This is a genomic window from Anaeromicropila herbilytica, from assembly GCF_016591975.1.
Classification (GTDB): Bacteria; Bacillota; Clostridia; order Lachnospirales; family Lachnospiraceae; genus Anaeromicropila; species Anaeromicropila herbilytica.
The window spans coordinates 4,498,865-4,512,513 of sequence record NZ_AP024169.1; the positions used below are offsets into that span (position 1 = coordinate 4,498,865).

The 13,649-nt window shown below is 33.1% G+C and carries 9 protein-coding genes; all 9 read right to left on the reverse strand.

Annotated features, from left to right (window positions below):
• Positions 1–97: 97 nt before the first annotated feature.
• Positions 98–3,580 (reverse strand): DNA polymerase III subunit alpha, encoded by a 3,483-nt coding sequence (locus bsdtb5_RS19125; RefSeq protein ID WP_271713551.1) that lies wholly within the window; start codon positions 3,578–3,580, stop codon positions 98–100.
• Positions 3,581–3,655: 75 nt separating this feature from the next.
• On the reverse strand, positions 3,656–6,970 hold the full coding sequence (locus bsdtb5_RS19130; protein WP_271713552.1) for an SNF2 helicase associated domain-containing protein: 3,315 nt from the start codon (positions 6,968–6,970) through the stop codon (positions 3,656–3,658).
• 195 nt (positions 6,971–7,165) lie between these two features.
• A complete protein-coding gene (gene pseG / locus bsdtb5_RS19135; protein WP_271713553.1) occupies positions 7,166–8,194 on the reverse strand; it encodes a UDP-2,4-diacetamido-2,4,6-trideoxy-beta-L-altropyranose hydrolase in 1,029 nt (342 codons plus the stop codon).
• The gene (pseC, locus tag bsdtb5_RS19140) at positions 8,194–9,327 is read right to left on the reverse strand and encodes a UDP-4-amino-4,6-dideoxy-N-acetyl-beta-L-altrosamine transaminase (RefSeq protein ID WP_271713554.1); all 1,134 of its coding nucleotides are present in this window, start codon (positions 9,325–9,327) and stop codon (positions 8,194–8,196) included. Before pseC ends, pseG begins: the two co-directional genes overlap by 1 nt.
• A 102-nt stretch (positions 9,328–9,429) precedes the next feature.
• Positions 9,430–9,894, reverse strand: a complete 465-nt coding sequence (locus bsdtb5_RS19145) for a GNAT family N-acetyltransferase (RefSeq protein WP_271713555.1) — start codon at positions 9,892–9,894, stop codon at positions 9,430–9,432.
• Between the two features lie 37 nt (positions 9,895–9,931).
• A complete protein-coding gene (gene pseI, locus bsdtb5_RS19150; RefSeq protein ID WP_271713556.1) occupies positions 9,932–10,969 on the reverse strand; it encodes a pseudaminic acid synthase in 1,038 nt (345 codons plus the stop codon).
• 75 nt (positions 10,970–11,044) lie between these two features.
• Positions 11,045–11,947, reverse strand: a complete 903-nt coding sequence (locus bsdtb5_RS19155) for an aldo/keto reductase (RefSeq protein ID WP_271713557.1) — start codon at positions 11,945–11,947, stop codon at positions 11,045–11,047.
• Between the two features lie 25 nt (positions 11,948–11,972).
• Positions 11,973–12,743, reverse strand: a complete 771-nt coding sequence (locus bsdtb5_RS19160; protein ID WP_271713558.1) for an SDR family oxidoreductase — start codon at positions 12,741–12,743, stop codon at positions 11,973–11,975.
• Between the two features lie 65 nt (positions 12,744–12,808).
• Positions 12,809–13,489 carry an acylneuraminate cytidylyltransferase family protein gene (locus tag bsdtb5_RS19165; RefSeq protein ID WP_271713559.1) on the reverse strand — a complete coding sequence of 227 codons (681 nt, stop codon included), beginning with the start codon at positions 13,487–13,489 and terminating at the stop codon, positions 12,809–12,811.
• Positions 13,490–13,649 lie beyond the last annotated feature (160 nt).

Genomic DNA, 13,649 nt, shown 5'->3' on the forward strand with positions numbered 1-13,649 from the left:
ATGTGAAACTTAATCCTCAACATGTTTCACTAGTTGAAAGAATTGATATGTGGCTTTCCTTTCTAATTTATTTTCTTTCAACTTTTTGATATTTATTTTAACTTTTATTACCAGTTTTATCAATGCTTTTTTCAACTATTCTAACATTTTCATTTCCATATAATTCTCTTAAATGCATTATCATCTCTTGATCCGCTTGAATACTTTGACTTCTCGGTAAGACTTTTTTCTTCTTCTCTTTCTCACAATAAATGATAACCATATCATTTCCATCTGATTCACTCAAAATATGATATAGATTCTGTTCATCCTTTGTGAATGTATCAATATCGGGATATTTAATCCAAATATCCCTTGGAAGACTATCAAATGGAATGATATCCTGACAGATAATCTTACCTGGTTTTTCTTCTTCAACTGTTACTTTTCCTTTAATGAATACTTTGTTATCTTCAATTAGAAGTGACTTATACTTTTCATAATCCCTAGGGAAAATGATAACTTCTACCACTCCTAACAAATCCTCAATTGTGATAAATGCCATCATACTATTGTTTCTAGTAGTTTTTACTGTTTTAGAAGTAATCATACCGCCAATTATTCTCATTTCACTATCTTGTACTTTTGCAATTCCTGTTTCTTCATCAAGCATAAAATCAAGAGTTGTGGCGGTTATATTTTTGCTAAGTAGCTCTTCATATTCTTGTAATGGATGTCCACTAACGTAGATTCCAAGTACTTCTTTTTCAAAACTTAATAACATTTCTTTTTCGTACTCGCCTACATCTGGAAAAGCCTCTTCGTATTCCATTTTTTCGTCTTCATCAACAAAATCAAATAGACTCATCTGACCAGTTAACGCCTTTTTCTTATCTTGATTAACACCATCAAGGATTCCAGCATATACATTCATCTGCTGCTTTCTCGTTCCTGGTAGGCTATCGATTGCACCTGCTTTGATAAAACTTTCTATCGTTCTTTTATTTACTTCTTTACCAGATAGTCTGGTTGCAAAGTCTTTTAAGGAGGTAAATCTACCATTCATTTCACGTTCTGCAACGATCGCATCAATTACTGGTCTTCCCAAACCTTTTATTGCAGATAAACCATATCTAATAGCCCCATTGGATACGGAAAAGGAACCTTCTCCTTCATTAATATCTGGTGGTAAGATCTCAATCCCCATCTGTCTACAGGTTAGAATGTATTCTGATACTTTATTTGCATTATCTAAGACAGAGGTTAATAAAGCTGCCATGAATTCCACTGGATAATAGCATTTTAAATAAGCTGTCTGATAGGATACTACGGCATACGCTGCTGCATGTGATTTATTGAAGGCATATTTTGCAAAATCCGTCATCTCATCATAGATGTGATTTGCTACTTCTTCTGAAATACCGTTATTCACACAACCTTTTACGCCTTCTTCTTCATTTCCGTATACAAAGTTCTGTCTTTCTTTCTCCATAACAGAAGCTTTCTTCTTCGACATGGCACGACGTACGAGATCACTTCGTCCAAAACTATAGCCTGCCAATTCCCGAACAATCTGCATAACCTGTTCCTGATATACGATACATCCATAGGTCGGTGCCAGAATCGGTTCTAACTGCGGGCATTCATAGATGATACCTTTTATATCATTCTTACCTTTAATATACTTTGGTATAAAATCCATTGGACCTGGACGATAAAGCGAGATTCCGGCTATAACATCTTCTAGGTTGGCTGGTTTTAGTTCCTTCATGAAGTTCTTCATACCAGCACTTTCTAGCTGGAAGACACCTTCCGTTTTCGCTGCACTAATCATATCAAATACATTTTTATCTTCGTAATTAATGTCTGCAGTAGTCATCTTCTTATTATGATTTCGATTAATTAATCGAATAGCATTCTGAATTACGGTAAGAGTTCGAAGCCCTAAGAAATCCATCTTAAGAAGTCCAAGTTCTTCTAACGTTGTCATGGTAAATTGTGTTGTAATAGAATCGTCCGAAGAACGAGATAATGGTACATATTCTACAACTGGAAGCTTACTTATTACAACACCAGCAGCATGCATTGATGTATGTCTTGGAAGTCCTTCTAATCGCATGGACATATCAATCAGATATTTTATCTCTTCATTGCTTTCGTAAAGCTGTTTTAACTCTGGATTTATCTTAAGTGCTTTTTCTATTGTAATTCCTAATTCAAATGGAATCATCTTGGCAACAGTATCAACTTCTGCATAGCCTAAGTCAAGTACTCTACCAACATCACGAATAACCGCTTTTGCAGCCATAGTTCCGAAGGTAACAATCTGAACAACTCGATCTTTGCCGTACTTTTCCACTACATAATCAATAACTTCTTGTCTTCTCTCGTAGCAGAAGTCAATATCGATATCGGGCATTGTTAATCGTTCTGGATTAAGAAAGCGCTCAAAAAGTAGGTTATACTTGATCGGCTCAATATCCGTTATTTCTAAGGTATAAGCTACGATACTACCTGCTGCTGATCCACGTCCTGGCCCAACCATAATCTCATGGTCTTTGGCATATTTGATAAAGTCCCATACGATTAAGAAATAATCTACAAACCCCATACTTTTGATAGTATCAAGTTCATACTTTAATCGTTCTTTTAAATCTTCTGATGGATTCTGATATCTTCTATCTAATCCATCAAAACATAATTTCTGTAAGTACTCCCACGCAGTATATGGCGCAGGCACATCATACATTGGTAATTTATATTCTCCAAACTCAATCGTAACCTCACATCGTTTGGCAATCTCGTATGTATTCTCCAGTGCTTCATGGGCATAAGGGAATACCTTCTCCATCTCTTCTGGAGATTTGAGATAATATTGACCACCTTCATATCTCATTCGGTTCTCATCGGACACTTTCTTCTGAGTCTGAATACATAATAAGATATCGTGAGCTTTTGAATCACTCTCGTAAGTATAATGACTATCGTTGGTTGCAACTAATTGTATGCCTGTTTCCTTACTCATTCTAAGTAACCCTTGATTCACGGTCTTCTGTTCTGGAATGCCATGATCTTGGAGCTCTAAGAAGAAGTTACCTTTTCCAAAGATACTTTCATATTCTAGGGCTGCCTTCTTACCTTCTTCATAAAATCCACGACGTAGATTTGATGAGATCTCACCACCAAGGCAGGCACTGAGTGCGATAATTCCCTCACTATGTTCTCTTAATAGTTCATAATCAACCCTTGGCTTATAATAAAATCCTTCTATAAATCCCATAGACACAATCTTCATCAAATTCTGATAGCCTGTATTATTCTCAGCTAATAATACTAAGTGATAGTATCGATTCTCTGAATTCCCATTTTCTTTATCGAATCTAGAATTCGGAGCAACATATACTTCACAACCAATAATTGGCTTGATTCCTACTGCATGACATGCTCTATAAAAATCAATCACGCCATACATTACACCATGATCGGTGATAGCAAGGCTGTCCATTCCTAGCTCTTTTGCACGAGCAACTAATTCCTTGATCTTACTGGAACCGTCTAGGAGACTGTATTCTGTATGGACATGGAGATGGGTAAAATTCATTTTAATTCACCTTCTGTTCTTTCTAAATCTTTATTATAACATTTATATCTTGAAATAATTTTTACTGTTAATCTATTATCCTTCTAATACTTGAAGCAATTCTTCTTTTGACATCGCAGATAGAGAGATTCCTTCTGCAGATATAATCTGATCAGCCAACTCTTTTTTCGTATCTTGTAACTTTAATATTCTCTCTTCAATAGTATCTTTTGCAATTAATTTCATTACGGTTACGGTATTTTCCTGACCGATGCGGTGAGCACGGTCGGTCGCTTGATTCTGTGCTGCAATATTCCACCAAGGATCATAGTGGATAACGATATCTGCTGCAGTTAGATTTAAACCAGTACCACCTGCTTTTAGGGAGATTAAAAATACATCCTTTTTCCCTTCTTGAAATTCATTCACCATCTCTTTTCTTTTTTCTTTACTTGTCTTTCCTGTTAACAATAGGGTCCTCATTCCTTTTTGCTCTAGTGAACCTTGAATACGCTCAAGCATTGTTGCAAATTGTGAAAATATCAACAGCTTATGCCCCGCGGACACTGCGTTATCCACAATTTCCACACAGGTATCCAGTTTTGCCGACCCGCTCTCATAATTCTCATAACATAAAGATGGATCACAACAGATCTGACGTAGTTGTGTGATTGCAGCTAATACCTGCAATTTATCTTGGTTATAATCACTTTCTGATTTATTTGCTAACTGCTCTATGATTTTCTTCTCATTTGCTTTATATAGTTTCTCTTGTTCCTCTTCTAATTTCGCATAGACAATCTCTTCTAACTTATCAGGAAGTTCTTTTAACACTTCCTTCTTCAATCTTCTCAATATAAACGGCTTTATCATTCTTTGGAGTCTAAGAGTTGCAACGTTATCCTGAGACTCAACTATCGCCTTTTCAAATTCATTTTTAAATCGATTATAACTATACATATATCCTGGCATTAAAAAATCAAATATGCTCCATAATTCACTTAATCGATTCTCAATTGGTGTTCCTGTTAACGCAAATCGGCACCTTGACTTAATTGCTTTCACTGCCTCTGCTGCCTGGGTATTGGAATTCTTAATATATTGTGCTTCATCAATAATATGATAGTTAAATTGTAACTCTTGATAATATTCAATATCTCTTTTTAACAAATCATAAGAGGTAATAAGAAGATCATATTGATTGGATTCTTGAATCATTCTTTTTCTTTGCTCTGCACTTCCTATTACTGTACATACTCGTAACCGAGGAGAAAACTTTGTACATTCACTATCCCAATTATATACCAAAGATGCTGGACATACCACAATACTTGTCCCTTCTTTTGAAGCTGTAAGTAATGTGATTACTTGAAGTGTCTTACCAAGTCCCATATCATCCGCAAGAATACCCCCAAATCCATACTTTCCTAGAGTACGTAGCCACTGATACCCATTCTCTTGATATGGTCTAAGTTCAGCCTTCACTTCTTTTGGAACCATAAATTCACTATCTTCTGTTGACTTCATTTCTCTAATTAGAGTTCGAAACTCCCCATCGCGCTCTGCTTTTGCTTTATTCGCATTTTCTCTAATGACTGAATCCAGATATAGTGCTCGGTACATTGGTAATATTACATTTCCTTCTTTAAAATCTGCGTCCTTCAGATGTAATCCTTCACTTATCTCTAATAGCATCTCCAAGCCGTTGTCTTGTAACTTAATAAATTCTCCACTCTTTAGACGATGATATTTTTTACGTTTCTTATAATCAGAGAGTATATTCTCCATTTCTTTTCGCTCAATTCCTTGTACATCAAAAGAAAAGGAAAGAAGACCACCTGACACGCTAACTCCAGTGGATACACTTGGTGTTGTTACAATTCTTACTTTTTTAAATGCCTCCGATACATATACCTGGCCTATCTTATTTAATTCCTCTACACCTTCTTCTAGTAAAAGCAATAAACTATCTTCATCCTGTAGGTAATACAATTTATTCTTCTTATCTATCTGATTGAAATATTTTTCTACTTGATATCTTGTTTTATATTCCTTCTCGTAATCTCTATTGGATTGCATATCAGAAGTCTCTGTAATTAGATTCACTACTTCTTCTCCATAGATTTCCTCCACTTTGCAAGTAACTGCATTCCCTTTCACAAGATCTAAGTGAATTTGAATCACAGCTTCTACTGGCCTGTAATCATTAAAATCAATGTCTTTCACTTTTACGTCCATGCCGCTTTGTAACACAGGTAGAATCTTGCTTGAAAATGTTGCAAAATCTGCACTTGCTAATTCCAAGGTAGGTTGCATAATCTGTAATGGAAAATAACTTTTTCTTGCACGTTCTATATTTTCGGACATTATATTTAGAAAGCTCTCATATTGGTGATAATATTCTAAGCCACATATATGAATAACGCCGTGATACATGATATAACACTGTTTTCTTCCCATTAATAACAATATATTCTCCATGGTAATTTGTGCGCTTTCGATTTCACCAAGCATACTCTCTTTTTGTTTATTCTTTATTCCTAGAATATAAACCGGAAGTCTAGGATTCTCTCTCTTTATATGAACTTTTGTCTTATCATTTCCTTGGTGTAGATCAACTAAGATTTCTTTATCCTCATATAGCTCCATTAACCGATCCAGATGAAGGGCATCTAGTGTTAGACTCTTTCTAGCCTGACTAGTACTTCCCCACATATATATACTATTGTAATGTTCCTTCTCTTTTCCATCCGTTGCATCTATTATAAAATTAACAATAGGTAAAGATTCCTTAGAAAAAGCACTCTGTCGATGCACAAACTCTAGATTCTTTCCATAAGAAACAGATCGAACGTTCTTAATATCATCTGCTAATTTAAAAATATCCTTTACTACATATTTTTGTTTCTTACCGATTCGTAACTCTATTGTTTCTCGCTCAGCTTCTAGGTGAAAGGTTAATTCTAGTTCCACTTCACCATCGTTGTACTCCATGCAGAATTGACTTTTTTCTTTAAATAAATAGGAATCTATTATTTTTTTTAAATCATGGGATGTTTCTGCTGGAGCATTACGTTCCTTCTTACTATCATTATCATCTACCAACTCATTATAATAAAGAAGCATACTAACAATATGTTTACATATTCCTGGATATTGGTTATATGCTAAGCAATCGCAAGAAGCTCCTCTGATTTTATTTGTCTTAGCATTGCTATCAATACTGACATCGACAAAATAATCTTCCGTTCCACTTCCTTCTACCATTCCTGAAATATAATCTACACCGGATAGGTTTCTTTCTTCGCTCAAGTCTACATCATATAAGCACTCCTTTTGGTTTAGAATTACACCTCTTTGATAAACGGCTTGACTACATTGTGATAGTATTTCATTCTTTGTTATCTTCATTGAGCGTGGCTCCTTCTATGTTTAAAACAAATCTTGTTGTTCTCTTCTGTTCTTTTTTCTAATCGTCAATACTTTATATAAAAACAAGTATATCTTGATTTTTTTATCTTGTAAAGCTTTCGGAGTATAAGCAAAAAACATTATCGACTTCTCTCATGAAGTTAATAATGTCTTTTTCTCATATTGTATAACTATTCAGATATTATTAATAATACACTGTGCAATTCGACTCGCACCTTTCCCATCTACTACTTTAGTAAGTGCATTTGCCATTTGAATTCTCTTATCATTATTTACTAAGAAATAATCAATTCCATCCATAATCTTATCCATGCATAGCCTTTCATTCTCTCTGATATCACCAGCATAAATAGCTAGATTATTCGATTCAAAACCTCGAACTCCTGGTAATTGATTATCTGCAAAAGCAAAACATATCATAGGGATTCCACATGCACATAGCTCATACATCGTAAATCCTCCTGCTGTAATTGCTAAATCACATGAGTTCATCAATTCATACATATTAGTTACATTATAGTGTAACTCTATATTTTTATTATACCTAGCTATATCAATAAGTTTTTCTTTATTTTTATTAAAATTTCCAACTATAACATGAAAAATTAACCCCTTAAATTCACTTCTTTTTATTATTTCATCTAAGCACAAACCTGCTACATTATATTGATCTGATCCTCCAGAAGTAATGAAAACATGTTTTACATTCTTGCTTATCAAAGGTTTTCTATTTTGAAACTCTTTCCTTAAAGGTGCATAAGATAATCCCATACATAGCCTCACATCGCTATCATTATACCAGCTATGATACCCAAGTTGATTCCAGTAAATATTGTAATTAATTAACATATCAACAGAATGTGAAAAACTACCCAAATCGTCAATGTAAATAGTCTTACATTTTTGTCTTAATTTTAACAAATAAATATCTGTAACATAATAAGAATCTATTAACAAATGTGTTATATTTTTCTCATGAATCAACCTAAGTAAATCATTTAATTCATATTCAAGATCATTCCACCTTGAATTCAAGCATATTCTTTCAAAACCTTTAGATTGTAACAAAGCAGATGGTTCTTCATCTGCCGTAATAAATATGCACTCTTCTCCATTCTTTCTCATTTCTTCTGCAATGGTAAGACAACGCATAATATGTCCTGAAGCAATATATGAATTCGCATCTGCTCTAATATATAACATTATTTAACTCCTTGTACACAATCAATTACTTGTTTTATTACATAGCTTTGTTGCTCATCTGTCAAATCAGAATATAGTGGTAAACTTATTGCCTTACTATAGAATTCTTCAGCATTGTGACAACATTCTTTATCATATCCATTTTTCAGATAATATGGTTGCTTATACACAGGAATATAATGTACGTTTACCCCTATCCCTTTTTCTCGTAATCTATCAAATACGTGTTTGCGATCTATATTTTGCACTTGGATAACATAGAGGTGCCAGCTATTATGACATTCATCTTTTTGAAAAGGTATGATAATATTATCTAATTCTTTAAATGCATTATTATAGTTTTCAACCAACTTCTTTCTTCGTTCAATGAAATTATCAAGTTTCTTTATTTGATTAATTCCTAATGCACACTGGATGTCAGTCATTCTATAATTATAACCTAATTCTAATTGTTCATAATACCAATCTCCCTCATTATGAGTCATTCGATTTGTATCTCTTGTAATGCCATGTGAACGAAAAAGTATTAAGCTATCATAAAATTCTTTACTATTAGTCGTAATCATACCGCCTTCACCAGTGGTAATGTGCTTTACTGGATGAAAACTAAACGTAGTCATATCTGATATACTTCCTATTTTCTTTCCCTTATAATCTGCTCCTAATGCATGTGCTGCATCTTCTATTACAATTAGGTTATGTTCTTTTGCTATTTTATGAATCTCATTCATATCACAAGGTTGTCCCGTATAATGAACTGCTATAATAGCTTTTGTCTTGGAGGTTATCTTTTTACGTATCTCGTTCGGATCTATATTATAAGTATCAGGATTGATATCTGCAAAAACAGGTGTGCCACCACAGTATAATACGCTATTAGAAGATGCTACAAAAGTGATAGGAGTAGTTATTACCTCATCACCTACTCCTATTCCCGCAGCATAACAAGCTGCATGTAATGCTGCAGTTCCATTTGATATTGCTACTGCATATTTCGCTCCTACATAATCGGCTACAGCTTTCTCAAATTCCTCGATCTTGGGACCAGTTGTCAGGAAATCTGATTTTAATACCTCAATTACTGCTTGTATATCATCTTCATCTATTGATTGTCTTCCATATGGTATATACATACGAACCTCCATTCTCTTATAATACCTCAACTAAGGCATAAGTACTTTTAATTCTCTATTCAGAACTTTCTATTGAAATGAATCTGATAATTAACTGAATAGTTATAATTTTTTAGTATAAGTTAAATGATCTTCAGCCTGTTGATTTGTACGACTATATAAATTACTTTCAAATATTTTTATTGAAGAGATATTCCCACTTTTAACACTCGCATAGAGGTAATCCAATCCATCTTCTCTTGCCTTTTCTTCAATTAACTGGATTATTATGTTACCATACCCTTTTCCCCTATACTTTTTGGCAATACTATAACTAATTATTGCACTATTATCATTATAGTCTAGGCGTATTTGTCCAATTGGGCAATTACCACTCATAAGAATAAACATTTTACATTCTTTTGAATTTCTTTTCCCATCAAACCACTTTACATGTTCCTCATATGTTATTTCATCTGCAGTAAATGAATTCTGCCTTACCATAGTATCATTTGCCCATTGATAAAGTAGAACACAATCATCACTAAAAACTGGTCTTAAATACAGATTCTCCATTTTAATCTCCATTCCGATAAACTCTTTATTTCACACTAATCCCCAATTATTATCTACCTATATCATCATATTTCAAAGGCGTTCCTCTTAGAATATCTTTATTTGCATATTGACCTATCACTTCATTATAATGCTTTGGAGCGAGACCATATCCCGGACGAATTATCCTGACATTCTGACTCGTCAGTTGTTCTCCATTTTTGATATCTTCAACTACAAATATAGAACGTCTAAAATTGATATTGCTCTTCTCATTTTCAGTTGGACCATAGCTAACTCTACCAAATGCTTTTTCCACTTGACGAATCTCTTCTACCATACTTTTGAATTCATGAGGCTCCATCGAAAAGGAAGCATCTGGATTATCAATTTCTCTACTAATACAAAAATGTTTCTCGATAATACTTGCACCTAATGCAACAGCAGTTATTGCTCCAACCGAACCCATTGAATGATCTGATAATCCTACTGGGAGATCAAATGTATCAGCTAAATGAACCATTGTTTTAAGATTCATTTTATCTGTTACAGCAGGATAAGCACTCGAACATTTTAGCAAAGCTAACTGATTATGATATTTACGTACTGCATTAACCGCCTCTTCTATTTCGCCTAACGTTGCCATACCAGTTGACATTATAATGGGTTTATTCTTGATTGCAATATATTCAATTAATGGTATATCAACCAATTCGAAAGAAGCTATTTTATAAAATTCCATTCCAATACTCTCTAAGAAATCTACAGATGTGTTATCAAAAGGTGTTGAGAAAAAATCTAGTCCAATTCGGTTTGCTTCTTGTTTTAATTCTTCATGCCACTCCCATGGTGTATAAGCTTTTTGATATAAACTATATAAATTTTCGCCCTTCCAAGTTCCATTTGATATATTAAAATATTCATTATTACAGTCTATGGTCATAGTATCAGGTGTATAGGTTTGAATTTTCACGCAATCAGCACCTGCATCTTTGGCCGCATGTATAATTTCTTTCGCATTTTCAATTTTTCCGGCATGATTAGCGGACATTTCTGCTATGATGTAGGTTTTTTTTATACTAAGATAATCTAATAATTTAATCCCCATAATACTCCTATCTACAAAATTTAATAACATATTTTTATACATTAAGCATTTATTGCTTCACCTTTATAATGGTTATTATTTATTTTTTGCCCATAAACTTGGTAATATAATACTCTTATTGATATTCTGAAAAGTATTTTCTAGCTCATTGAGAATTCCACTAGGCAATTTATTCATTTTAAACACTTCTATATCTTGAATCAATTGTTCCTTAGTATCTACTCCAAATACTAAGTAATCTACAAATTGGTTATCTAGAACGAAATGAAGTAGTGCATTTGTCTTTTCAATCTTATTTCTACTTAATAGAGCATCTAATTCTTTTAAATACGGTCTTACCTCATATAAGTGATTTGGAATACATTCCTCATTCATCATAAATAATCCTTGTAAAAATGCACTTCTTGCAAATATAGTTATACCTTTATCCTTGGCTTTTACTAAAAATCCTGTAGATAATCCTCTTTGGTCTAATATACTGAAAGGAAGTTGTATGTAATCAACAACCCCTGTTTCTATCGCTTTCTCTCCATCCTCTATATCATAAATAGATACTCCAATATTTTTTACATACCCCTCTTTTTTTATTTCAACTAATGCATTAACAATTGCCTTGTTATTGATATAGGATGGTGTATGTAACAAATATCCATCTAATTGTTTAATATTTAATTTATTTAATGATAATAATATTTCTTGATGCACCAAGGTATTTAAATCAATATTACTATTTTCTAGTATATTGGGCCTTAATTTTGAAATTACTTTTATCTTATCTGATAAATTTCTTAGTTTAATATATTTACCTAATAGTTCTTCTGCATTACCATAGGCAGCCGCAGTATCGATAATATCAATTCCATTTTCTATCGCATAATCAAGCATCTCAAAACTTGATTCTTCCGAAGGTTGTCCAAGTGTGTTATTTATTCCATACTTCATACCAAATTGTACCGTACCAAGACATAATTTAGCCATATATGAATCCTCCCTCGTCAATACTTTAATATAAGCTCCACCCACCATCAATTTTAATTAGCTGTCCAGTACAATATGAATTTTCTGGTGATAACAAAAATTTTACTGCATGATTAAATTCATCATTTTTTGCCATGCGATTCATTGGAGTTCTTTTACAATATTCATCTACAAAAAACTTACTTTGCTTACTAGGATTTTCAATTCCCCCAGCAAGAATAGCATTAGTCCTAATACCTTTCTTAGCATATTTAACCGCAAAATATTTTGTAATATAATTTAGAGCAGCTTTCGATGATGCATAAATAAGTGATGTTGGTATCGTATCAGAATCATATACTCTATTGTCAGGAACACATTCACTGTAAAAGGATGAGATATTAATAATTGCTCCTCCCTGTTCCATTAAATCGCTGGCTATTTTTCCACTAAGAAATGTTGTTGCAAAAACATTACAATCATAATGTTTTCTCCATTCATCTATTTCTAACTCAAATGGATCTAATATTGGACTTCTACAAACTGCACAGTTAATTAAGCCGTAGATTTGTTCATTATTTTTCTTTAAATCATCAATAAAATTTTGAATATTATCTTGACAATTAAACAATAGCTTCATAGGCTTACAACGTAATTGCTCTTCTTTCGTTAGTGATTCAAAAAACTTGCTTAAACTTTCCTGTTTTCTAGATGTCGGTATTACGGTTGCACCCTGGTTTAATAAATATCTTGTAATTACTTCGCCCAACCCAGAACATCCAGCTGTTATAATAATTTTTTTGTTAACTAGCGGCATCTTTATCTCCTTAATTGAAGAATTCTACAAACAACTTCAAGAATATATATCTATCTTATTCCTTACTATCTATTACTTAATAACAAAGAACATATGTCAAAATCTAATTGATTTCTTATATGAATTGATCTTTCTTCTGGCATAGTAACCCTCATAATATTTTTTCCGAAATAATTGCGATATTGAAGAACTTTTTCTGTTCTCCCTACTTTAATAGCACCATTCGGACGATAAACTGGATTTAGATATTTACGATCTACTAACATCTTATTTCCCAAGCATAATTCCGTGAAACCATCTTTCGTATCTTCTAAAGCCCAATGAAAGTAATGTGGATCAATTGGTGTAGTACTAAGTACGAAATCACATTTTGAATTTTGCTGCATTAATAAATTAGCTCCTAATATGTCCTCAATATCTCTTAGTGGTGATGTAGGTTGCATACACCATAATAAATCGTAATGTTTTTTTAACTGATTATAGAAATAAATGACTGGTTCTGTAGAACTAATTTCATCTTTTGCTATATCCTTTGGTTCCATAAAAGGAACATTTGCTCCATATTTTAATGCTATTTCAGCATATTCTTCACTATCAGTAGCAACAAAAACTTCATCAAATATTCCTGAATTAAGACAAGCTTGAATAGTATATGCTATAACAGGCTTTCCACATAAATCTAATATATTTTTATCCTTTAACCCTTTGGATCCACTTCGTGCAGGAATTACACATAATGACTTCACTCTCTAACCTCCTTTTCATTTGACATTGGCTACATCTTCGTCTTTGTCATTCTCAATGATATATTTAATTAAACTAGCTCACATCTATCATCTTTGAATACGTACAAACAATGGCTATGAAAATCTTATTTTTTACTCAAAATCTATGTCTGCGACTTAT

Coding starts and splice junctions, on each gene's coding strand:
- pseG (WP_271713553.1), bottom strand. CDS start 8,194: ATGTTATATATTAGAGCAGATGCGAATTCATATATTGCTTCAGGACAT.
- pseI (WP_271713556.1), bottom strand. CDS start 10,969: ATGGGGATTAAATTATTAGATTATCTTAGTATAAAAAAAACCTACATC.
- bsdtb5_RS19145 (WP_271713555.1), bottom strand. CDS start 9,894: ATGGAGATTAAAATGGAGAATCTGTATTTAAGACCAGTTTTTAGTGAT.
- pseC (WP_271713554.1), bottom strand. CDS start 9,327: ATGTATATACCATATGGAAGACAATCAATAGATGAAGATGATATACAA.
- bsdtb5_RS19155 (WP_271713557.1), bottom strand. CDS start 11,947: ATGGCTAAATTATGTCTTGGTACGGTACAATTTGGTATGAAGTATGGA.
- bsdtb5_RS19160 (WP_271713558.1), bottom strand. CDS start 12,743: ATGCCGCTAGTTAACAAAAAAATTATTATAACAGCTGGATGTTCTGGG.
- bsdtb5_RS19130 (WP_271713552.1), bottom strand. CDS start 6,970: ATGAAGATAACAAAGAATGAAATACTATCACAATGTAGTCAAGCCGTT.
- bsdtb5_RS19125 (WP_271713551.1), bottom strand. CDS start 3,580: ATGAATTTTACCCATCTCCATGTCCATACAGAATACAGTCTCCTAGAC.